This window comes from Deferribacter desulfuricans SSM1 (assembly GCF_000010985.1).
Taxonomy (GTDB): Bacteria; Chrysiogenota; Deferribacteres; order Deferribacterales; family Deferribacteraceae; genus Deferribacter; species Deferribacter desulfuricans.
On sequence record NC_013939.1, the window covers coordinates 1,567,522 to 1,588,754 of the forward strand.

At 31.1% G+C, this 21,233-nt stretch carries 20 protein-coding genes and 2 pseudogenes; 4 read left to right on the forward strand and 18 right to left on the reverse strand.

The window, feature by feature from the left end; all coding sequences use genetic code 11:
• Positions 1 to 63: 63 nt before the first annotated feature.
• The 3 genes and pseudogenes from DEFDS_RS13400 to DEFDS_RS12700 form a co-directional block, all read right to left on the reverse strand.
• Positions 64 to 1,131 (reverse strand): annotated as a pseudogene (locus DEFDS_RS13400) (methyl-accepting chemotaxis protein); the annotation flags it as partial.
• A gap of 57 nt (positions 1,132 to 1,188) precedes the next feature.
• Positions 1,189 to 1,992, reverse strand: a pseudogene (locus DEFDS_RS13405) (cache domain-containing protein); the annotation flags it as partial.
• Between the two features lie 21 nt (positions 1,993 to 2,013).
• Positions 2,014 to 3,606 carry a bacteriohemerythrin gene (locus DEFDS_RS12700; RefSeq protein WP_013008251.1) on the reverse strand — a complete coding sequence of 531 codons (1,593 nt, stop codon included), beginning with the start codon at positions 3,604 to 3,606 and terminating at the stop codon, positions 2,014 to 2,016.
• Positions 3,607 to 3,873: 267 nt separating this feature from the next.
• Between DEFDS_RS12700 and DEFDS_RS07770 the strand changes: the two genes are divergently transcribed.
• Positions 3,874 to 4,524 carry a Crp/Fnr family transcriptional regulator gene (locus DEFDS_RS07770; protein WP_013008252.1) on the forward strand — a complete coding sequence of 217 codons (651 nt, stop codon included), beginning with the start codon at positions 3,874 to 3,876 and terminating at the stop codon, positions 4,522 to 4,524.
• On the opposite strand, the gene DEFDS_RS07775 is transcribed toward DEFDS_RS07770, so the two are convergent.
• Together DEFDS_RS07775 and DEFDS_RS07780 are read right to left on the reverse strand one after the other, a co-directional pair.
• On the reverse strand, positions 4,519 to 5,790 hold the full coding sequence (locus DEFDS_RS07775; RefSeq protein WP_013008253.1) for a sodium:solute symporter family protein: 1,272 nt from the start codon (positions 5,788 to 5,790) through the stop codon (positions 4,519 to 4,521). The genes DEFDS_RS07770 and DEFDS_RS07775 overlap by 6 nt on opposite strands.
• 7 nt (positions 5,791 to 5,797) lie before the next feature.
• The gene (locus tag DEFDS_RS07780; RefSeq protein WP_013008254.1) at positions 5,798 to 6,334 is read right to left on the reverse strand and encodes a macro domain-containing protein; all 537 of its coding nucleotides are present in this window, start codon (positions 6,332 to 6,334) and stop codon (positions 5,798 to 5,800) included.
• A gap of 160 nt (positions 6,335 to 6,494) precedes the next feature.
• Here DEFDS_RS07780 and DEFDS_RS07785 point away from each other — a divergent pair, with 160 nt between their 5' ends.
• Positions 6,495 to 7,331 carry a nitrilase-related carbon-nitrogen hydrolase gene (locus DEFDS_RS07785; RefSeq protein ID WP_013008255.1) on the forward strand — a complete coding sequence of 279 codons (837 nt, stop codon included), beginning with the start codon at positions 6,495 to 6,497 and terminating at the stop codon, positions 7,329 to 7,331.
• A gap of 15 nt (positions 7,332 to 7,346) precedes the next feature.
• Positions 7,347 to 9,008: an acyl CoA:acetate/3-ketoacid CoA transferase gene (locus tag DEFDS_RS07790; protein WP_013008256.1), complete on the forward strand. Its 1,662-nt coding sequence runs from the start codon at positions 7,347 to 7,349 to the stop codon at positions 9,006 to 9,008.
• 31 nt (positions 9,009 to 9,039) lie between these two features.
• Here the strand turns inward: DEFDS_RS07790 and priA are convergent, their stop codons facing one another.
• The 3 genes from priA to hisS form a co-directional block, all read right to left on the reverse strand.
• Positions 9,040 to 10,986, reverse strand: coding sequence for a replication restart helicase PriA (gene priA, locus DEFDS_RS07795; RefSeq protein WP_013008257.1), 1,947 nt, complete (start codon positions 10,984 to 10,986; stop codon positions 9,040 to 9,042).
• Between the two features lie 103 nt (positions 10,987 to 11,089).
• Positions 11,090 to 12,889 (reverse strand): aspartate--tRNA ligase, encoded by a 1,800-nt coding sequence (gene aspS / locus DEFDS_RS07800; protein ID WP_013008258.1) that lies wholly within the window; start codon positions 12,887 to 12,889, stop codon positions 11,090 to 11,092.
• A gap of 9 nt (positions 12,890 to 12,898) precedes the next feature.
• Positions 12,899 to 14,146, reverse strand: coding sequence for a histidine--tRNA ligase (gene hisS, locus DEFDS_RS07805; protein WP_013008259.1), 1,248 nt, complete (start codon positions 14,144 to 14,146; stop codon positions 12,899 to 12,901).
• A gap of 96 nt (positions 14,147 to 14,242) precedes the next feature.
• Here hisS and DEFDS_RS07810 point away from each other — a divergent pair, with 96 nt between their 5' ends.
• Positions 14,243 to 14,668 carry a PPC domain-containing DNA-binding protein gene (locus DEFDS_RS07810; RefSeq protein ID WP_013008260.1) on the forward strand — a complete coding sequence of 142 codons (426 nt, stop codon included), beginning with the start codon at positions 14,243 to 14,245 and terminating at the stop codon, positions 14,666 to 14,668.
• A 194-nt stretch (positions 14,669 to 14,862) separates the two neighbouring features.
• On the opposite strand, the gene DEFDS_RS07815 is transcribed toward DEFDS_RS07810, so the two are convergent.
• The 10 genes from DEFDS_RS07815 to DEFDS_RS07860 all read right to left on the reverse strand — a co-directional run bounded on the left by DEFDS_RS07815 (position 14,863) and on the right by DEFDS_RS07860 (position 21,232).
• Positions 14,863 to 14,970 carry a rubredoxin-like domain-containing protein gene (locus DEFDS_RS07815; protein WP_041223685.1) on the reverse strand — a complete coding sequence of 36 codons (108 nt, stop codon included), beginning with the start codon at positions 14,968 to 14,970 and terminating at the stop codon, positions 14,863 to 14,865.
• 52 nt (positions 14,971 to 15,022) lie between these two features.
• Positions 15,023 to 15,250 (reverse strand): NifU family protein, encoded by a 228-nt coding sequence (locus tag DEFDS_RS07820; RefSeq protein ID WP_013008261.1) that lies wholly within the window; start codon positions 15,248 to 15,250, stop codon positions 15,023 to 15,025.
• A gap of 13 nt (positions 15,251 to 15,263) precedes the next feature.
• Positions 15,264 to 15,704, reverse strand: a complete 441-nt coding sequence (nifU, locus tag DEFDS_RS07825) for a Fe-S cluster assembly scaffold protein NifU (protein ID WP_013008262.1) — start codon at positions 15,702 to 15,704, stop codon at positions 15,264 to 15,266.
• Between the two features lie 15 nt (positions 15,705 to 15,719).
• Positions 15,720 to 16,904: a cysteine desulfurase family protein gene (locus DEFDS_RS07830; protein ID WP_013008263.1), complete on the reverse strand. Its 1,185-nt coding sequence runs from the start codon at positions 16,902 to 16,904 to the stop codon at positions 15,720 to 15,722.
• 13 nt (positions 16,905 to 16,917) lie between these two features.
• Positions 16,918 to 17,691: a hypothetical protein gene (locus DEFDS_RS07835; protein WP_013008264.1), complete on the reverse strand. Its 774-nt coding sequence runs from the start codon at positions 17,689 to 17,691 to the stop codon at positions 16,918 to 16,920.
• A gap of 92 nt (positions 17,692 to 17,783) precedes the next feature.
• Positions 17,784 to 18,632, reverse strand: a complete 849-nt coding sequence (locus DEFDS_RS07840; RefSeq protein WP_013008265.1) for a helix-turn-helix domain-containing protein — start codon at positions 18,630 to 18,632, stop codon at positions 17,784 to 17,786.
• Positions 18,629 to 19,378, reverse strand: coding sequence for a tetratricopeptide repeat protein (locus DEFDS_RS07845; protein WP_013008266.1), 750 nt, complete (start codon positions 19,376 to 19,378; stop codon positions 18,629 to 18,631). Before DEFDS_RS07845 ends, DEFDS_RS07840 begins: the two co-directional genes overlap by 4 nt.
• Positions 19,362 to 20,135 carry a type III pantothenate kinase gene (locus DEFDS_RS07850; RefSeq protein WP_013008267.1) on the reverse strand — a complete coding sequence of 258 codons (774 nt, stop codon included), beginning with the start codon at positions 20,133 to 20,135 and terminating at the stop codon, positions 19,362 to 19,364. The genes DEFDS_RS07845 and DEFDS_RS07850 overlap by 17 nt, the downstream gene beginning before the upstream one ends.
• Positions 20,119 to 20,886 carry a biotin--[acetyl-CoA-carboxylase] ligase gene (locus DEFDS_RS07855; RefSeq protein ID WP_013008268.1) on the reverse strand — a complete coding sequence of 256 codons (768 nt, stop codon included), beginning with the start codon at positions 20,884 to 20,886 and terminating at the stop codon, positions 20,119 to 20,121. The genes DEFDS_RS07850 and DEFDS_RS07855 overlap by 17 nt, the downstream gene beginning before the upstream one ends.
• Positions 20,873 to 21,232, reverse strand: coding sequence for a response regulator (locus DEFDS_RS07860; RefSeq protein WP_013008269.1), 360 nt, complete (start codon positions 21,230 to 21,232; stop codon positions 20,873 to 20,875). The genes DEFDS_RS07855 and DEFDS_RS07860 overlap by 14 nt, the downstream gene beginning before the upstream one ends.
• Position 21,233: the final 1 nt, after the last annotated feature.

Here is a 21,233-nt window from a genome sequence, read left to right on the forward strand (position 1 = left end):
TGTCGCCACATTTTCAACACTTCTTGCAATCTGTTCTGTTGCTGATGATTGCTCTTCTACTGCTGTAGTTATACTTAAAATTAAGTTTACTAAGTCATTTATATAATAATAAATATTATCAAAACTCTCTTTAGTTTTTTCTGCTATTTCCACTTGCTTACTAACGGCATTGCCCACATCTTCAGCTTTGTGATTAACTTCAGAAACATTTGCCTGCATCTCTTTAATCATATCTTCTATCTCTTTTGTTGACTTCTGTGTCTTTTCAGCCAATTTCCTCACTTCATCAGCAACGACAGCAAATCCTCTACCGTGCTCACCAGCTCTTGCTGCTTCAATTGCAGCATTTAATGCAAGTAGATTTGTTTGATCCGCTATATCGTTTATCACAGATAAAATTTCACCAATTTTTTGAGAGTTTTCAGAAAGACTACTAATTTCTACTTTCAAATTTTCCAAAACACTGTTTACTTGTTCCACATAATTTACAGTTTCTTCAATAAGTTTTGCCCCATCCTGGGTAATTTTTACCGTTTCATCGGCCTTTATAGATGCATCATTTGCATTTCTTGCAATTTCAGCTATTGTAGAGCTCATCTCCTCACTTGCTGTAGCAACTTGGGATGCCATTTGCACATTTTCTTCTGCATTCTGCTCTATTTTTACAAGACCATTACTCACAGGAACTATCTTTTCTCCAACTTCAGATAAATTCAAAAGTGTTTTCTTAAATTCTTCATCCACCTTACTTAAATATGCGTTTACCCACACACTCATTTCAGAAATTTCATCATTTATCGATTTTTTAAATACTTTACAATCTTCACATGAAGATATCTTTCCACTCTTTAATAATTGACATCTTATTTCATCAGAAAATTCCCCCATCGTGCTCCAGCAAGGTCTTAAATTATTATGCTCTTTACACTCATTATCACCTAATCCAGCAATATCATTACATGAAGCAACATTAACGGGAATCCTTTTACTCAAATCACCTTTTCCTCTTGCAAGCTCTTTAACTATCTCCAGGAATCCTTTCATAGGCTTAAAAGCAAAACTTAAAAATAGATAAACAATAACATTAATGAGCAATGCAACTATAATAATAGCGGTTATTGTCCTATACATATTAGATTTTAGTGCTGAAATTGCTGGCGTAAAATCATGGACATAATATATATACCCTATTTTCTCCCCTGAAAAATCTTTAAGAGGATATTTATATGAAAAAAAGGTCTTATCTGATATTTTTATTTTTGCTTCATTAAAGTGATCTTTTAAAACATTTTTAATCGTTGAGCCTTTATAATAGTAAAAAACAATATTATCTTTTACAATATCAGTTTTAGCATTTTCAAATCTTTTAGCATTTTTAAATACATCATCAAAAATACCTATTGCATATTCCAAACCTAAAGTATCAGAAAGCTGATTGATTATTGCATATATCGAACCACCAAATTCAACACTACCTATATGTTCACCTTCATAAAATACAGGATAAACCACTCTCAAACCTGGACCACCCCTACCAACCTCTATTCCGACAACAGGCTTTTTGGATTTATTACATTCAACAACGGTTTTTCTAAATGAGGATAAATCATCTCCAAATTTTTTCGGTTTATGGAGTCTCAAAAAACTTGTAGCAAGTGGAATATGATATTGAAATTGACTTAACCCATACTCCTTTTTTAGCCTTTTAAAATAGTCAGATAACTCATTTTTCAACGATTCCCTATCCTGTTTAGCAAAATACTCATTTAATATTTTGTTTTGAACAAGTGTTTCTACAGCTAATGAAAGATCTTTTAATTTTAAATCTATACTATTTGAGGTTAAGGTGCTCACCTCATTAAAATACTTCTCTTTTTGAGCTAAAATATTGTTGTTAAGGTTCCTTATATTAATAAACACAACCACTAAAATCAAAATCACGTTACTAACAACTATTAATATCGAAATTTTATTCTTAATAGTTAATTTCACAAGAGCACCTCCAAGAATGCCTTAAACTTTCCCTTTTAAAAAACTGCTATATTTTTTATCCTCACCCATAATATGATTAATCAACCACTTTTTAAGGAAACTAAGTAAATTAAATCCCACAGCTGTATCACCTTTTTTATATTTTTCTAAAAATTCACCCACCTGAGTTTTTAAGTCTTCATGTATTTCTCTATGTTTCTCATATTCTGGATATCCAAATCGTTTGAATGCTTCCTCTTCAGAGTCAAAATGATATACAGTGTATTCAACAAGCTCATTTAAAATTTTTTCTAAAACTGATGCCGATTTATCATCATTTACAGCATCATATATTTCATTTATTAATCTTACCAAATTTTTGTGCTGTTTATCAAACTTATCAATCCCTACAGAGAGTTTATCTGACCACTCAATAAAGTTACCACTCACATCAATTTTAAAAAATCCAATTTCTTTCATCAGTTGAACAGATATTTCCAAAAGTTCATTACCAGATTCTTGCGTTTTTTCCACAAGTTCCTTTATTTCCCCTATTTTGTATGCTACATCTGTAATATTTCTAGTTATATCTTCTATAGCTAGTGACTCTTCATTGATTGCATTAGTGATACTTTCTACCCTAATTTTTACATTCTCAAAACTTTGTTTAACTTCATTAATAGAATCGATACTTTCGTTTACTTTTGCAACGCTATCTTCTACTTCCTCTTGTTCTTTTATAACCACTTTAGAAATTTCATCGGCCTCAATTTGAATAGATTTGATAGCATCTTCTATCAATTTTGTAGAATCTGTTGTTTTATTTGCAAGCTTTCTTACCTCATCAGCTACAACGGCAAAACCTCTACCATGCTCACCAGCTCTTGCCGCTTCTATCGCTGCATTTAAGGCAAGTAAATTTGTTTGATCCGCAATTTCGTTAATAGCTGAAACAATTTTACTTATCTCCTCTGATAACTCTTTAAATGCTGTAACCTTATCCACCACAAGTGCAGAGGTATTTGCCACAGCTTCTACCTGTTCTTTATTTTCCAATATTAAGTTTACAGAATTATCCAATTTATTATCTGCTTCGTTTATACTCTCATTTATTTCAATACTGTTATCATATATGTTTTTACTAGTAGAATTTAGCTCTTCTGCTGCCGATGAAATGGATTGTATTTCATCATTGATTTCTGCAAGTCTTACATGCGCATTTTCACTTGTATCTGCTAAATCTTCAGAAGCAGATTTCAGCTCTAATGAAGTTTTGTAAAACTCTTTCAAAACACCAGCTATTTTATTATATGAATCATACATGCTATTTACCACTTCTGATAGTTCATCCTTGGATTTTGTATCTGTTTTTTCAAAACTAAGTAAACCTTTACTAATATTTTGAACGTTTTGAGAAATAATTTTTAGATTTTTAAAAATATAGCTATTCAGGAAGAATATCATAAAAAATGCTGCTATTGTACCAATTATCATAAGAAAAACATTTATCTTTATAACCAAAGATGTATCAAGATTATTTAAATCAGCATAAACATTAATAAGACCAATAAATCCACCAAGAATACCAACAAATAAAATCCCAAGACTAATCTTTAATTTCAAACTAACTTTCACTAAGCCACCCCCAAATTATTTGTCATTACACACATAAAAATTTCTTAATAGTAGTTTTATTAAATTGCTTCTGCAATTTACATTACCACGCTATAATTAATATAATACATCATTGCGAACGTTAGCGAAGCAATCTTAACTATTTAATCTCTGTTTTAACAACATTCTTATTTTATTATATCGGAAATATATAATTTTTAAATAGTAAAATTTAAAAAATTTAAATAAAATATTGCACTCATTAAAATATTAAATATTATCTAAGCTATGAACAAAGAAAACGCTTTAAAATTTTTTGCAAACACCTTTTTCAAAACTTCTACGGCAGAAATTTTGTCTGATTTTTCTAAATTTACACATATCAAATCATTAGCAAAAAAAGAGATTTTATTTTATGAAGGGGAAACTGGCTCCACAGTTTATTTTTTAGTAAACGGCAACTTAAAACTTTATAAAACAAACGAAGAGGGGAAAACAATGATTATCCACATTGTTCGCCCAGGTGAAATTTTTGCAGAAATCCTTTTCTTTTTACAAAACCGATACCCAGTAACAGCTGAGGCTATTTCAGATTCAACTCTTCTTGGCATAGATGCAAACAAGATGTTAGAATATATAAAAAATTCACCAGAATTTTCACTGAAAATCATCGGAGCACTTTCTGGCAGGATAAAAGAACTATTAAACAAGATTGAAACATTGACATTAGAAGATATTAGGACAAGATTTTTAAATTATATAAAAAGGTTGAGTAATCAAAAACGCTCTAAAACTGTTACCTTACCAGTAAAAAAAGGGGATCTGGCAATGATGCTAGGCATTAGACAGGAAACATTTTCTAGGCTCTTAAAAAAACTTCAAGAAGAAAATATCATCTCAATAAACAAAAATGAAATAACAATTTTGCAAGAATTATAGATTCATAATTATATAAGCAATCGGTAAAACAAAAATCATTAATTTTATAAGGTTTTTTAAGAAAAGACTATCAAGCTTATTAAAAAATAATAAATACAATAAAGGTAAAAAAACTGTAAACCCTCTAAGCCCCATAGATAAAAAACTCCAGTCAAGTATCTTTCTCCCTCCGCCAGATAAAACAATTAGAAAAGCACCAAAAATAGCCAAAAATGTTATCCATCTCAAATAGTTAATCCCCTCTTTTTTTCTAAAAATATCGTTATACAAGTTTGTAGATACACCAAGTGCAAGCCCAGCACCTGTTCCCAATACAATCACAAGTAAAAATGCATTTAAAATAACACCAAGCCATCCAGGGAAATAATTTGAAATAAAAAAAGGTAAAGCCTTAGCGCTCAAACTTCCAATTTCTGGATGATAAGCCCTTAAATACAACCCCACCACAACCCCCATAAAACCTATAGGAGGTATAACCGCTGCGCTTATCAAAGCTCCTTTTCTTGCTTCTTTTACATTTTTGGCAGAAAATATTGCTTGAAGATATGTTTGCGTAGAAATTACACCGATAACCATAGACAAAAAATCAACCCACCCCTTTTTATAACCGTAATCTGCAAACCCGAACCAATCTCTACCTTTAGGCAAATTATTTAAAACATCTTTAAAAAAATGGCTTTTGTACAATACGATTAATGTTGAGCAAATCATTAATAAATAAAGTATATAAAACTTTACCTTTCCAATAAAAGCAGAACTAACAATCCCGCCAAAAACAACCATACATGCTAATAGGAATAAAGTTATTATTAAACTTATTTTAAAACTTATATTAAGCACAGAAGATATAATTGCTGCTGAAGCCAAATATTGAGCTACAATATGGATAAAAATACCTGACGAGCTTAAAAAACTGGAATACTTTCTAATAGATTCCCCAAAACTTCTGCCAATAAACTCTGAAACAGTAACAACTTCACTTTCTCTTAAAGCTCTTGAGAAAAATAGCCCTAAAATCAGACATGCAATCCCACTACCAAAGGTAAAAATAATTGCAGGCAATCCATATAAAAATGCCATTTGCACTGTACCCACAGTTGAAGCACCACCAACAAGCGTGCCAACAATCACATAAGACACATTTTTGGCATCAAAATCTCTTTTGCCCAATAAAAAAGTGTCTTTTGTTTTAACATTTTTAGAAAATTTTATTATCAAAATCAAAAATAATAAAAGTGTAACAATAAATTCAAATTTATACCACATTGCCTAACTATTTTGTCATCTTGTCAAATTTATCTTTAAATACCTCAAAATCTTTATCTCCAAATAGGACAACAACTATCTGTTCTAATGTGTTTTGAGCATCTTTCTCACAAAAATCGATTATTGCTCTTAATATTATTTCACTTGCTTCATCCAAAGGATATCCAAAAATACCTGTTGAAATTGCAGGCAATGCTATAGAGTTACAGTTTTTCTCAACGGCTCTTTTTAATGAATTATATACAGCATTGTAAAGATTTTTTTCTGGCTCTGGATCAATCCCATACCTTGGACCCACTGCATGTATCACATATTTCGCATCCAATTTCCCCGCATTTATAGCAACAGCATCACCAAGAGGGCAATAACCTATTTTATCACACTCTTTTTGGATCTCCTCGCCACCTGCCCTTCTAATAGCTCCCGCTACACCTCCCCCCATTTTAAGATGGGAGTTAGCAGCATTAACGATAGCATCAACTTTCTCCTTAGTTATATCACCTTGTTTTATTTTTACTGAAGTGTTATTTATTATTTTCTCCATCTAACACCCCTATTATAAACTCAATTTATTCAAGCTAAATTTTAACCTATTATTTTTTCAAAAACAAGCTATTTATTTAATAAATAGCAAATTTTATACATATATAATTTATTTTAATTCTTGACATTTTAAAAATATTGTTTTATTTTTGATGTAAATTATGAGCAAGTGCAGAGTAGCTTTAATACAAAACAAAACTTTTGTTGGTAAAATAAATGAGAATTTCAAAAATTACTATAATCAAATAACGTCTTTAATCAAAGAGAACCCAGACTTTATTATTGTCCCAGAGCTTTTCTTAACAGGTTTTGATTATAAAAACTTAACAAATTATAAAAATGAAATTAGTTGTTACTTAAAAGAATTTCAAAGTTTATTAGGTAATAATACAGTTTTAGTTTTATCACTTCCAGAATATGATAATGACTTAATATACAACACTACATATTTCTTATCAAAATCAGCTATTTTAGCCAAGTATAGAAAAAACCTGCTATTTGCCCCATCTTACGAAAATGTATATTTTTCACCACAAAACAATATAACATTATTTTGTTATCATAATATAAAAATAGCAACACACACTTGCTATGAAATAAGATTCCCAGAGCTATTCAGGATGTCTTATTATTTCGGGGCAGAAATTTACTTCATACCTGCTGTTTGGCCAGAAGATAAAAAAGAGCACTGGCTTACATTACTCAAAACAAGAGCAATAGAAAACCAAGCTTTTGTCATAGGGTGTAATTGTAGTCAGCAAATAACAAAAAATAAAACAATTAACTGCGGCTATTCAGCAGTATTTGATCCTTGGGGAGAAAAACTACTTTTAGCATCAAATGAAGATGATGCTTATATAGTTGAGTTAAATATAGAAAAAGTAAAGGAGGTGAGAGAAAAAATACCCTGTTTAGAAGTGGCTAAAAACACTTTTCAAGTAAGTTTTGTTGATGAAAGAGTGAAAAATTTGGATTTAATTAGCACCAACATAAATTAATAAACGGAGGTTACTATGAGTAGTAAAATTTGTGGAGCAAGAGAAGCATTAAGCTGTATTAAGGATGGGGACACTGTTGCAGTATCAGGTTTTAATTTGACTACTGCGCCTGAGTATTTAATATTAGAACTATTTGAGATGTGGAAAGAAACTGGTCATCCAAAAAATCTTTTCATCATTTCTGATACTCTACCAGCAGTTCCAGGAAGAGCTTTTGACAAAGTATTCTCTGAACTTTATGAAATGAAGGATCAAGATTTCATTCGTGGCGTTTTAATGCCATTTATCGGCTGGTCACCTGCTTTGATGAAAATGACTCTTGAAAATAGGATAGAGGTTTACTCATGGGCAATTGGTACCTGTTCTTATTGGTTTAGAGAAGCAGCTTCAGGAAGACCTGGTATTATTACAAAAGTAGGTCTAGGAACATTTTTAGATCCAAGACAGGATGGTGGTGCTTCCAATGAAATAGCAAAAGAGAAGAAAACATGTAAAGTATCAGTAATGGAAATAGATGGTGAAGAGTGGTTGTTATATCAAGCACCACTACCAGATGTGGCTCTAGTTAGAGGTACTACAGCTGATACTGATGGTTATGTTTCTATGGAAGAAGAAGGGTTCTATGGAACCGTATTAAATATCGCTCAAGCAGCAAAAGCTCAACCTAACCCTGGAAAAGTGATCTGCCAGGTTAAATATGTAGTTCAAAAAGGATCTATTCCTACAAGAGATGTTATTATTCCTAGAGCACTTGTTGACCATGTTGTTGTTACACCTGATGAAGATTTACACAGAATTGCTGGTTCTTATGTGTATGACCCAAGACTTGCTGGTCATATCAAAGCTCAAAAAACTAAAGAACTTGAAGCATTACTCCCAACACCAGATAAAATAAGAGATAGAATTGTTGCAGGTAGAGTTTTAATTGAAGTAATGAAATTGGTTGCTAATCTTAAAAAACCTGCTTTCGGTAACCTTGGTATCGGTATCCCTGTTTATGTTTCTTGGATGGCTGGAGAATTTGGACTTAGCGACTTATTAACATTGACTGTTGAGCCAGGTCCTGTTGGCGGTATCGCACTTGTTGGACAAGACTTTGGTGTTGCTATAAGCCCTGCTGCAATCATACCAATGCCTGATATGTTTACAAACTATGAAGGTGGTATTATCGATTTTGCATCTCTTGGTTTCATGCAAATAGACCCTAAAGGTAATGTAAACCCATCTTACAGCCCTGTAAGGGTATCCGGTCCTGGTGGATTCCCAGTTATTTCAGCTGGTTCACCTAGAACATATTTTGCAGGTGGCTTCACAGCTGGTAAAGGAATAGATATTGATGCAGATGGTGGTAAACTTATAATTAATAGTGATGGTAACATTACAAAATTCAATAATGAACTTGTTAAGATTGTATTCAGTGGGCCTGAAGCTGCAAAAAATGGAAAAGAAATCATTTACGTAACAGAAAGAGCAGTATTCGGCTTAAACGAAAACGGATTAATCCTTAAAGAAGTTGCTCCTGGTGTGGATGTGGAAAAAGATATCCTTGCTAAAATGGATTTCAAACCTCAAATTGCTGACAAACTTGAAACTATGCCAGAAGTTCTCTTCCATCAAAGTATGGATCCACTTAAAGAGTATATTGATAATATACTTAAAGAAGCTGGAATGTTATAAAAAAAGGGGGCTTAAGCCCCCTTTTTTTTTGTTACATAAAACTTGTAGGATCTATATCAATCTTTAAGTAAATATTACCTTTTTTAATTTGCTCAAACTTTGATTTTGCTATTTTACAAACATTATGGATATCTTTAATATTTTTAGCTTTGATTAAACATTGATATCTGTAACGATTTTTAATTTTGTAAATAGGAGCTTTTGCGGGCCCTAGTAAAGTTATGTTTGGTAAAGTTTTTAAAATATCAGAAATCTCCAATATGGTCATTTCGCAACGCTGCTCATTAGAATGCTCAGTAATAAATCTTGCTAATTTGTAATAAGGGGGGTATTTAAAAAGTTTTCTCTTTTCCAACTCATATTTGTAAAACATTTCTCTGTTATTTAAATATTCGAAAAATGGGTTCTTCTTATTAAACGTCTGAATTAAAATTTCACCTTCCTTCTCAAATCTACCGGCTCTACCACCCACCTGATTAACAAGCTGAAAACACCTTTCATAACTTCTAAAATCAGGCATACCCAACAATCTATCAATATCTAATATCCCCACAAGAGTAACATCTGGAAAATTAAACCCTTTAGCTATTATTTGAGTGCCTATTAATATCTTAAAGTCCTTTTCTAAAAATTTATTTAATTTTTTATTAAGTGCGGTGTGAGAAGTTATTTCATCTGTATCAAGTTTTAAAATAATATCACCAAAAATCTCAGATAACACATTTTGTAAATGCTCTATACCGTAACCATATCCATAGATTTTATCGCTTTTACATACAGGACATGTATAATTATAAAACCTCTCACCACAATAATGACATAAAAACTGCTTACTGCTTTGAAAATAAGTTAGACCCACTGAACAATTTGGACACATGACACTTTCACCGCAATCTTCACAAACCATATGATGAGAATACCCTTTTTTATTCAAGAAAATTATAACCTGTTCATCTTTACTAAGCCTGTTTTCTATTTCATCAACCAATCGTTCTGAAATAATTTTCCCAATAAGTTCGTCTTTTTCTACTTTCAACACATTTAAATAAGGGATTTTTGCCTTATTAAATCTCTTTGATAAAAAGTAATGATTATACTTACCAACAGTAAAATTATAATAAGACTCCGCAGCAGGCGTAGCTGAACCTAATATTATTGGGATATTAAGAAGTTTTGCATAATAAATGGCAATATCTCTTAAGTTATAATAAGGAGCCTCTTCCTGTTTTAATGTTGACTCATGCTCTTCATCAACAATGATTAATCCAATATTTGAAGAAGGGATAAACAGTGCACTTTTTGTCCCTAATAAAAAGTCATTAGCAGATTTTGTAAACTTCCAAAACCTTTCAACCCTTTTTTTAAGAGGGATTTTGCTATGATAAACATCAACATCAAATCCAAGTCTCTCAGAAATCCTCTTTGTAAGTTGAGCAGTTAACGCAATTTCTGGCAACAGATATAAAACCTGTTTACCGTATTTCATCACATCTTTTGATACTTTTAAGTATATTTCTGTTTTTCCACTTCCAGTAACACCATCTATGTAATGGACATTAAACCCTTTGATATTATTAGCTATTTTATCATAAACATTTTGTTGCTCATCATATAAGAGGATATCACTCTCTGCTACATCTTTTTTATTTGTGCACTCTATTTCTTTAGAAAAAAATATCTTTTTTGATATTACATTTTTAAAAACTATCCCTACTTCACAACAGTAATATTTTGAAATAAAAAATATAAACTCAAGAAACTTTTCATTTACTAAAAATTCATCTACGACTTCTTCTACATATTTGTACCTGATACCTTCTTTAGGTGCAATATCCTCTTCTAACACAACACCATATTCAAACCTATTTTTCAAAGAAACAATAATCCTTTGCCCTCTCTTTAAGATTTTATCAGATTTATAAGTAAGGATGCCGTTATTTGGAACTGGTAGTAAAACTTTATAGTATTTTTCAGCCATAAAAGAATTTTATCATTTTTACTAATTTAATCAAGAAAACTCTAAAGTTTTAAAAAGTGCGTAGAGTGGAATCTCACCCCCTACGCACATAAAGGAAAAATCTTTAATCTTTGTAATAATCTTCAGGCAAATCTACCTTAATAAACAACTCTTTTAATTGCTTTTCATCTACGAAACTTGGAGCATCACACATCAAATCTGTTGCCTTTTGTGTTTTAGGAAATGCTATTACATCCCTTATAGATTCTGCTTTAGCAAAGATTGAAGCGATTCTATCAATCCCAAACGCTATACCACCATGAGGTGGTGTCCCATATCTCAATGCTTCAATGAAAAATCCAAATTTATATTCCCTTTCTTCCTCAGTCAATCCTAAAACAGAAAACATCTTTTCCTGAACATCACTTCTATGAATCCTTATACTACCACCACCAATTTCAGAGCCATTTAATACAAGGTCATAAGCTTTTGCTCTAATTTTACCAGGATCTGTATCAAAAAGTGGAATATCTTCATCTACTGGTGAAGTAAAAGGGTGATGCATTGCCACATATCTTTTTTCCTCTTCATCCCACTCCAATAGAGGGAAATCTGTCACCCATGTAAAACTATATTTATTCTCATCAATTAATCCAAGTTTTTTACCTAATAATAGCCTTAACTTAGACATATATAAATTAACTGTTTTCTCGTCACCAGCTCCGAAAAAGATAATATCTCCAACTTCGCCATTCATCTCTTTTACAATTGAATTGGTAACATCTTCTCCCAAAAATTTAATAATAGGGGATTGGAGTCCATCCTCATTTATTTTTATATACGCTAACCCTTTAGCACCAAGTGAACAAACAAAATCTGTTAACTCATCAATCTCTTTTCTAGAAAACTTAGCTCCACCTTTTGCGTTAATTGCTTTAACAACACCACCATCTTTAACTGCATCAGCAAAAACCTTAAATCCACAACCATCAACCAAATTATTAATAGTTTTCAAAAACATCTCAAATCTTGTATCTGGAGCATCATGGCCATATTTTTCCATAGCCTCTGTATAACTCATCCTTGGAAAAGGTCTTTCTATCTTTAAACCCAAAACCTTATCAAATATTTCCACAAACATCTCTTCTATTAAATCCATTAAATCTTCTCTGTCAATAAAAGACATCTCCATATCAAGCTGAGTAAACTCAGGTTGTCTATCAGCTCTTAAATCTTCATCCCTAAAACACTTTACAATTTGAAAATATTTATCAAAACCAGAAATCATTAAAAGCTGTTTAAACATTTGTGGTGACTGTGGTAAAGCATAAAACTTTCCTGGATTTACCCTACTTGGTACAAGATAGTCTCTAGCACCCTCTGGGGTGCTCTTTGTCAAAAAAGGAGTCTCAATATCCAAAAACCCTTTTTTGTACAAAAACTCCCTTATAGTTCTAACAAGATTATGCCTCAAAATTAAATTTCTTTGAAGTGGTCTTCTTCTCAAATCTAAGTATCTATATTTTAGCCTTATATCTTCGCCAACATTCGAATACTCATCTAGTGTAAATGGTAAGACTTTTGAAGTATTTAAAATTTTAAGCTCACTAACCATTACCTCAATTTCACCAGTTTTCAATTTTGGGTTTTCTGTGCCTTCAGGCCTTTTACTAACAACCCCTTTTACTGCGATAACATATTCAGTGCGAAGCTCTTCTGCTTTTTTATGAGCATTTTCATTGTATTCTGGATTAAAAACTACTTGAGTAATCCCTTCTCTATCTCTTAAATCAACAAAAATAACACCACCATGATCCCTTCTTTTTTGAACCCAACCCATTAAAATTACTTCTTCATTCAAATTATTAATATTTAACTCACCACAAGTATGAGTTCTTCTCCAACTTCCTAAATTCTCTAACATTTTTTCCTCCTAATTTTCCTGTAAAAACTTAATTATTTCATCTCTATTTATTTTAAACTGTTCTCCACTATTCATATCTTTTAATGTAAATTTACCACTACTGATTTCATCTTCACCTATTATTAACACATATCTACTATTTAATCTATTTGCTTTTTTCATTTCTGATTTAATACTTCCAAGATCATAACCTAAATTTACCTTAAAACCAGCATCTCTTAATTCATTTGAAATATTTATACCTACCTCTGTAAACTCTTCAAAAGTAATTATATAAATATCTACCTCGTCTTTTTTTAATTCATTTTTCATTTTGATGAGCTCTACCAGTCTATCCACACCAATGGCAAAACCTATCCCTGGAATATCTGGACCACCCAGTTCTTTAATCAGGCCATCATATCTCCCACCAGCACCAACCGCCGAAGAAGCTCCCAATTTATCAGTTACCATTTCAAATGCAGTCCTTACATAATAATCAAGCCCTCTAACAATATATGGATTTACATTGTATTCAACACCAAATTGATTTAAATAACTTTTCAATTTCCTAAAATGGTTATCACACACATCACACAAATTATCCAAAATTATCGGAGCATCTTTTACAATCACTTTACAACTTTCAACCTTGCAATCAAGTATTCTCAAAGGATTCTTTTCAAGTCTTCTTTTACAATCTTCACATAGGTCTTCGTAATTATTTTTAAAATATTGGATTAATTTATCCCTATATTTTGGTCTACATTCTGGACAACCAATAGAATTTATCTCCATTCTTAAAAAATCTTTTAAATCAAAATCGTTTAAAAATTTATATAATAAAAAAATTATTTCAGCATCTAATAAGGGTGACTCTGAGCCAAAAGCTTCAATACCTATTTGATAAAACTGCCTAAATCTACCCTTTTGAGGTCGCTCTCTTCTAAACATCGGACCATAATAGTAATATTTCCTTATTGCAGGGGGCTCATAAAGCTTATTTTCAATAAACGCTCTTACCACCGAAGCCGTACCCTCTGGCCTCAATGAAAGATAAGAGCCATCCCTATCCTTAAAAGTAAACATCTCTTTTTCTACAATATCAGTAGTATCGCCTATCCCCCTAACAAATAATTCTGTTTTCTCAAGGATAGGTAATTTTATCTCTTCATAACCAAATGTGGGAAATAACTTTTTAAAACTATCTTCAATTAAATGCCAATATCTAATATCATCTCCAAAAATATCTCTAAAACCTTTTACTTTTTTAAACAAAACAACCCCCAATCTATAAAAATATGCTATAATATATTAGCTACAGGTTTATAAGACAGATTAACATTACTGTCAATATATTGTAGTGAGGGGATTATGATAAAATATAATATTAAAAACGTTTATAGAACCAGATTAAAAAAAGATGATGATCTTTACTTTGCCATTATGAGAGAGATTAATAAACTTGAAATAAACTCAGGAATAGTTATTGGTATTGGAGCTGTACAAAAGGCAAACATTGCATATTTCAATCAAAACAAAAAAGTTTATGAAAATTTCCATTTTAATGAGCCGATGGAAATTGTTTCATTGAAAGGTAATATTTCAATTAAAGATGATAAACCTTTTGGACATTTTCATATATCTTTAGGTCGTAGTGATTTTACTGTTGTAGGTGGACATCTCTTACCGGACACAATAATTTATGCATGTGAAATTGATATTATTGAATTTGAAGGTAAAACACTAATGAGAGGATTTGACCCAGATACAAATCTGTATTTATGGGATATTAATTGATACAATTATCAAGGTTGTCTTAATAATTTTTATTATACCTATGAACTAAACAAAGCCATTACACAATAAAAACCAACTTTTTGATAATGCTTAGCTACCCCCGCAATGACCCATTTCCCAGTCATTGCGAGGAGCAAAAGTGACGAAGCAATCTCATAAAATTTAATATTAGAAATTATATTACAAAATAACCACTAAATTTCTACAAATTCAGAAGCTGGAGCATGACATACAGGGCATGTCATAGGTGGCTCTTCTGCTTCTACTATATAACCACAAACTTTACATTTCCATTTTTTCATTATACACCTCACCTAAAAAGGCAGTCAAAATTGTTGACTACCAAACTTTTAATTAAAGAGCCACTACCTCTTTAACTTCAGGTATCATCTCTTTTAATCTCATTTCAATACCATGTTTCAATGTCATAGTGCTAAAAGGGCATGATCCACAAGCACCAGTCAATTGTACCTTTACAACACCATCTTCTGTAACATCCAATAACTCCACATCACCACCATCAGCCTGTAAACCAGGTCTAACTTGATTTAAAACTTCTTGAACTCTTTCCTTTAATGTCATGAAAATACCTCCTTTAACTAGCTATTTCAGTTTTTATTTTTTCTTTCATTTCATCTACTATTTTTGGATCTTTACCTATCCTCTGATAATAATCTTTTAACGCGGCTTCAATTGCCTCTTCAGCCATAACAGAACAATGAATTTTCGCTGGTGGTAAACCATCAAGAGCTTCAACTATAGCCTCATTTGTTAATCTTAAAACATCTTCAACCCTTTTACCTTTAATAAGTTCTGTAGCCATTGAGCTTGAAGCAATAGCAGCACCACAACCAAAGGTTTTAAATTTCACATCCTCTACGATACCCTCATCATTGATTTTCATATAAAGCTTCATTACATCACCACAAGCAGGGTTTCCAACTTCACCTACTGCGTTGGCATCTTCAATTTCACCCATATTTCTTGGGTTCATAAAATGATCCATTACTTTTTCACTATATGGTCCTTTAGCCATAATTTCCTCCTAATCTTACTTTTTGTTATAATATGGTGACATTTCACACAATCTATTTACTATCGCTGGAGTTATCTCCAATACATAATCCACGTCTTTTTCCTCGTTATATTTTGACATGGAAAATGTAAGTGAGCCAGCGCAAATATCGTTTGGAACCCCAACAGCAGTTAAAACATGAGAAGCTTCAAGCTCATCCTCATCTTCTGCCAATATATTGGAAGAACAAGCTGAACCACTAGCAGCTGCTACACCTTTTAATGAATATGATAGCAAAAGTGATTCACCTTCTATATATTCTATCCAAAAACTCACATGCCCAGGTAATCTCTGCTCTGGATGACCAGTAAAATGCAAGAAATCAAACATTTTAGCAAGCCCATCCCAAAGTTTTTTCCTCAACTGAATCATTTTTGGTGCATAAATATGCATCTCTTCTTTAGCAATTCTTGCCGCTTCACCCATCCCAACTATTGCTGGGACATTTTCACTACCACTCCTATATCCTCTTTCCTGAAATCCACCATCAAATAATGGTGTTAATTTCACACCATCTCTTATAAACAGGGCAGCAACACCTTTTGGACCATAAAAGTTTTGTGATGCTATACTTAAAAGATCGCATTTAAATTTTTCCACATCAACTTCAACATGACCACAACTTGCAACAGCATCAACATGAAATAACACACCCTTCTCTTTGCAAATCTCACCAATCTTTTCTATATCTTGAATAGTACCTATTTCAGGATTTGCATGCATGATTGAAACAAGCAAAGTGTCTTCACGTATTGCATTTCTTAAATCTTCCAATGAAACCAAACCTGTCTCATCAACTTTTAGTTTTGTAACTTCAAAACCTAAATTTGTAAGCTTTAATGCAGTATTTTGAACTGAATAATGCTCAATTTCACTAATTATAATATGTTTTTTACCTTCGTATTCTGAGTTAAAAGCAACCCCTTTGATAGCAAGGTTATTACTCTCTGTACCACATGATGTAAACACAATATTGTCACTTTTCGCATTTATCAGAGATGCAACATGCTCCCTCGCCTCTTCAATAGCTTCAAAAGACTCTCTACCCAAAGGGTAAAAATGCGCACTTGGATTGCCATATTTCTCTTCAATAAAAGGCAACATCTTTTCTACAACTCTTTTATCAGGTTTTGTCCCTGCTACATTATCCATATAAATCATTTCACACTCCTCATCATAGTTCATCTATTATCTGTTTTATAATTATTTTCAAATAATCACCAACCAGAGTTGTTTTAACACCATTCTTCATTACCACAACTTTCTCTTCTTCAAGAGCATCATGCAAGCTGTAAACATGTTTCTTCACAAAAAAATCATCCTCTTCAAAGTCAATATCGCCAAAAATATCAATAATAAACCCTGTAGATACAGGCAGCTGTCTTAGTTCAAAAGGAAAATCTAACTTATTATCTAAAAAGGAAAAGTAATTTTTATAAAGTTCATCAGATCGTTCTAGAAAAAAAACATTAAATGCCAACATCCTATCAAAAACTTTATAATCATTTCTTACAAAAGAGAATATATCCCTCGTTTGGTTAAGTAAATCATCCACAGCAGCCTTCCCAAATATTGCTGCAGGTAAATTAATAACCGCATAATCAGGATTTCTCTCATCTAATAGATTTTCAAAACAATAAACAACAGGCTCTTCAATATGAACCACATTATTTACATTAACCACAGTGCCAGAAAAATCTATGACTTTACCTTTAAATTCTTTTATCTTATCTAATATTTTACTCGCATCATTTAATACAATTAAAACATCATCTTCAAAACTTTCGCTAATACCAGTAATTCTAACATTATCAATTTGTTCTAAAGTGTCTAAATAACCTTTATCAGTATAAATAGTAGTAAATAGTGAAAGATAATCTTTGTTTATCTTCTCTACTAACTCAGACAAAACCAAACTATCATTTGAATATATACCAATTCTTTTCATAAATCATACCTTTTTAGTCTTTTTTAAAAGATATACAGATTTAATAAAAAAGCAAGCACAATTTAAAATCAACACCCCAAAATAATCCAAAACTATTTAACTTTTTCATACATCAAATAATTATCTTCATTAACAGTAAAGTATAAGTTTTTTACTGGCTGCCTAAAACCACCAAATCTAGAAAAAGTTAGATTATCATATTTAATAGTTAGCGCTGCTGCATTTCCTATATCGATTAAAAAATATTTTTTAAATTTAATACTTTTCTTAGTTCCAGGATTTGCTATAAAATCTAAAACAGTCTTATTATCTATTTTTATATTTACCCAACAGATATCATTAAATTCTAAAACGGCTTCATGAAATGTTTCATTATCTACTACTTCTTTTTTATTTATCTGCTCCACAATCTTCTTAGGATCAATCTTATCTATCTTTTCCTCCACAATAGCTTTTATGTCTTTAGACTTATTGTCACTATTAATAGTCTCATTTTCTAATGGGACAACATTTGCTGTTTTATTTTCAACAGTAAGATTCTTTATCACTTGCTTTTTGTTTACATTTAAAAAGTAATATACCAGAGCTATTATCAAGATTACTACAATAATAAAAAATACAAAAAACTTATGTATATTTTTAAGATTTACCTCTTTTTGGATAATTTCATCACTTTCTATCTTAACATATTTTTTTTGAAAATCCTCTTTCTTGCAAGCTTCATCAAATAATGGTTTTAATTCATCAAAATTAAAACCCAAATATTCTGCATAACTTTTACTAAACCCATAGGCATGTACATAAGAGGGTAATTTATTAAATTCCCCTTTTTCGATTAATTCCAAGTAATGAGTTGTAACTTTGATTGCTTTAGAGACATCACTTAAGCTTAAATTTAAGCTTTCTCGTTTATCTCTTAAAACTTTGGAAAACTCACTCATTTATAAATACCTAAAGACTTCAAGTAAGTTGCAGCTTTTTTTGCTTCTTCACTTTTTGGAAATTTAATAATTATATCTTCAAAAACTGATGCAGCATCGTTATATTTTTTCTCATTATAGTAATGTTCTCCAAGTTTTAACATTAATACTCTACTTGCAGGGTTATTATCTACAGCTTTTTTCAATATTTTTTCAGCTTCTGCCATATTCATCTCTTTATTATATATTTCATAAAGCATAAGATAAGAATTTACAAAAAATCTATTTGCTCTAATAGAACTTTTAAAATACTTTTTCGCCTCTTCATAATCATTCATATTATAATAGGCCAGGCCGATATTATAATAAACAAGCGGGATATTAGGATATGTAGGGTCATTTAATATCTTCTTCCAATTTAATATTGCATTTTCTAAATCACCTTTCGCAGCAAGTATTGAAGCATAAGTATTTAAATACTCAGAATTATTGGGTGAGATGGAAAGAGCTTTTATTATATATTGCTCTGCTTTTCCTATCATATTTTTCTTTAAATAAAATGCTGAAATTGCATAATATATTCTATCATCTTTTGGATTATATTTTAACGCCTCTTCAAACTCGCCCAATGCTCTAAAATCATTTTCACTGGATAAATATGCCAACCCAAGTTTATAATGAGACTCAGCAATCTTAGATTTATCAACTCTTTGTGCACAACCTAATATCAAAGAAACAAATATTATTAAACTAACAATTTTTTTCATAAATAATCCTCAACCCTTCTAATGTTAAATTTGGTTCATATACCTTTAAATATTTAGATTCTCTAACAAAAATACTACCTAACCCACCGGTAGTTATTACTGATAAATTTTTTATATCACAACCAAGTTCATCAATAATTTTCTCTATTATACCATCAACCATAGATAAATAACCGTAATATATACCAGACTGAATAGATCTAATAGTATTTGTCCCAACAACTCTATCAGGTTTCTCTATCTCCACTTCAGGGAGTTTAGCGGTTCCAGTGTGTAATGCTTTTATCGATAATTTTATCCCTGGGCAAATTAATCCACCCACATAGCAAGAGTTTTTATCAACCACATCAAAAGTAGTAGCTGTCCCAAAATCAACAACTATAACCGGCGCTCCATATTTATTAATTGCCGCAGCAGCATTTACAATCCTGTCTGCCCCAACCTCCCTAGGGTTATCAATATGAATCTTTACCCCTGTTTTAACTCCTGGTCCAACTACTATAGGTTCTGAATTAATATATTTTCTACAAAGCTTGCTAAATGTATATATTAATGAGGGAACAACACTGGAAATAATCACTCCCCTAACACCTTTTATATCAATATTATTTTTCTCCATTAAAAGCATAATAATGGATGCATATTCATCTGTAGTTTTGAAATGGTCCGTTGCTAATCTAAAATTTGCAATAAGTGTTTCATCTTTAAAAACACCTAAAACTATATTTGTATTTCCTATATCAATTGCCAAAATCATAACCTATTTCCCCATAATAAACTTTTTTAAGCACACCCTTTTTGTCTTCTATAATTAGTGCACCATCATCTGTTATACCTTTTTCAATAAACTTTTCAATACTATTATTGTAATGAAATGAGATTTCTTTATTGTAGTATGCTGAATATTTATCCCATAACTTGTTTATATCGCCATCCCAGTTTTTCCACTTTATAAAGTGTCTCAAAAATCTTTTTAAAAATTCTAATTTATCTATCTTTTTCCCTGTCTCAAGAAACAATGTCGTAGCTCTATTTTTTATCTCATCTGCTATCTTATCAGCATTTAAATTTATACCAACCCCTAAAACAATTCTATTCAATTTATTCCCCTCCATTTTAGCCTCTAAAAGTATACCCGAAATCTTCTTCCCATTATACAAAATATCATTTGGCCACTTAACCTTTACATTAACAGAATAAACATCTTTCATTGTATCACACAAAGCATAAGCTGTAATTATATTTAAGCGAAATAAAGTTCTTATATTTTCATTATTATCTAACACAATAGTAAAATACAAATTTCCTTCATTATCTGATATCCAAGTTCTACCTTGTCTACCCTTTCCTTTTAATTGTTTATTAGCAATAATAATAGAATAAATATCTAAACTACTATCTAAAGCAAACTGGTTTGTAGAAGTTAGAATTTCATAGATGTAAAGCCTAAATATTATATCATCAACAACAACTTCTTGATAAGAAAAATCAGTATTATTTTTTCCCATTTATAGCTAAATTAACTGTATCTATTAATTTCTCAATATCAGAGCTTTTTTCAATTAAATACAAGTTACTATGTAAATCTTCTATACCATCATAATTATCTATATTTGCTGAATAAACTATGACAGGAATATCACTTTTATTTGAAATAACCTCTAACACTTTGTCACCTTTAAGTTTAGGCATATTTAAATCCAAAATAACAAGGTCAATCTGGTTCTCATCAAAAGATATCAGCGCTTCTTCCCCATCCACTGCAGTTATAACATTGAGTCCAATATCATTTAACTCATCTCTAAGTAAAAGTCTAACTGATGAATCATCATCAACTACTAATACAGTTTTCATA

Excerpts from the sequence above, each read along its gene's own strand:
- DEFDS_RS07770 (WP_013008252.1), top strand. The coding sequence starts at position 3,874 with ATGAACAAAGAAAACGCTTTAAAATTTTTTGCAAACACCTTTTTCAAA.
- DEFDS_RS07775 (WP_013008253.1), bottom strand. The coding sequence starts at position 5,790 with ATGTGGTATAAATTTGAATTTATTGTTACACTTTTATTATTTTTGATT.
- DEFDS_RS07780 (WP_013008254.1), bottom strand. The coding sequence starts at position 6,334 with ATGGAGAAAATAATAAATAACACTTCAGTAAAAATAAAACAAGGTGAT.
- DEFDS_RS07785 (WP_013008255.1), top strand. The coding sequence starts at position 6,495 with ATGAGCAAGTGCAGAGTAGCTTTAATACAAAACAAAACTTTTGTTGGT.
- DEFDS_RS07790 (WP_013008256.1), top strand. The coding sequence starts at position 7,347 with ATGAGTAGTAAAATTTGTGGAGCAAGAGAAGCATTAAGCTGTATTAAG.
- priA (WP_013008257.1), bottom strand. The coding sequence starts at position 10,986 with ATGGCTGAAAAATACTATAAAGTTTTACTACCAGTTCCAAATAACGGC.
- aspS (WP_013008258.1), bottom strand. The coding sequence starts at position 12,889 with ATGTTAGAGAATTTAGGAAGTTGGAGAAGAACTCATACTTGTGGTGAG.
- DEFDS_RS07810 (WP_013008260.1), top strand. The coding sequence starts at position 14,243 with ATGATAAAATATAATATTAAAAACGTTTATAGAACCAGATTAAAAAAA.
- DEFDS_RS07815 (WP_041223685.1), bottom strand. The coding sequence starts at position 14,970 with ATGAAAAAATGGAAATGTAAAGTTTGTGGTTATATAGTAGAAGCAGAA.
- DEFDS_RS07820 (WP_013008261.1), bottom strand. The coding sequence starts at position 15,250 with ATGACATTAAAGGAAAGAGTTCAAGAAGTTTTAAATCAAGTTAGACCT.
- nifU (WP_013008262.1), bottom strand. The coding sequence starts at position 15,704 with ATGGCTAAAGGACCATATAGTGAAAAAGTAATGGATCATTTTATGAAC.
- DEFDS_RS07830 (WP_013008263.1), bottom strand. The coding sequence starts at position 16,904 with ATGATTTATATGGATAATGTAGCAGGGACAAAACCTGATAAAAGAGTT.
- DEFDS_RS07835 (WP_013008264.1), bottom strand. The coding sequence starts at position 17,691 with ATGAAAAGAATTGGTATATATTCAAATGATAGTTTGGTTTTGTCTGAG.
- DEFDS_RS07840 (WP_013008265.1), bottom strand. The coding sequence starts at position 18,632 with ATGAGTGAGTTTTCCAAAGTTTTAAGAGATAAACGAGAAAGCTTAAAT.
- DEFDS_RS07845 (WP_013008266.1), bottom strand. The coding sequence starts at position 19,378 with ATGAAAAAAATTGTTAGTTTAATAATATTTGTTTCTTTGATATTAGGT.
- DEFDS_RS07850 (WP_013008267.1), bottom strand. The coding sequence starts at position 20,135 with ATGATTTTGGCAATTGATATAGGAAATACAAATATAGTTTTAGGTGTT.
- DEFDS_RS07855 (WP_013008268.1), bottom strand. The coding sequence starts at position 20,886 with ATGGGAAAAAATAATACTGATTTTTCTTATCAAGAAGTTGTTGTTGAT.
- DEFDS_RS07860 (WP_013008269.1), bottom strand. The coding sequence starts at position 21,232 with ATGAAAACTGTATTAGTAGTTGATGATGATTCATCAGTTAGACTTTTA.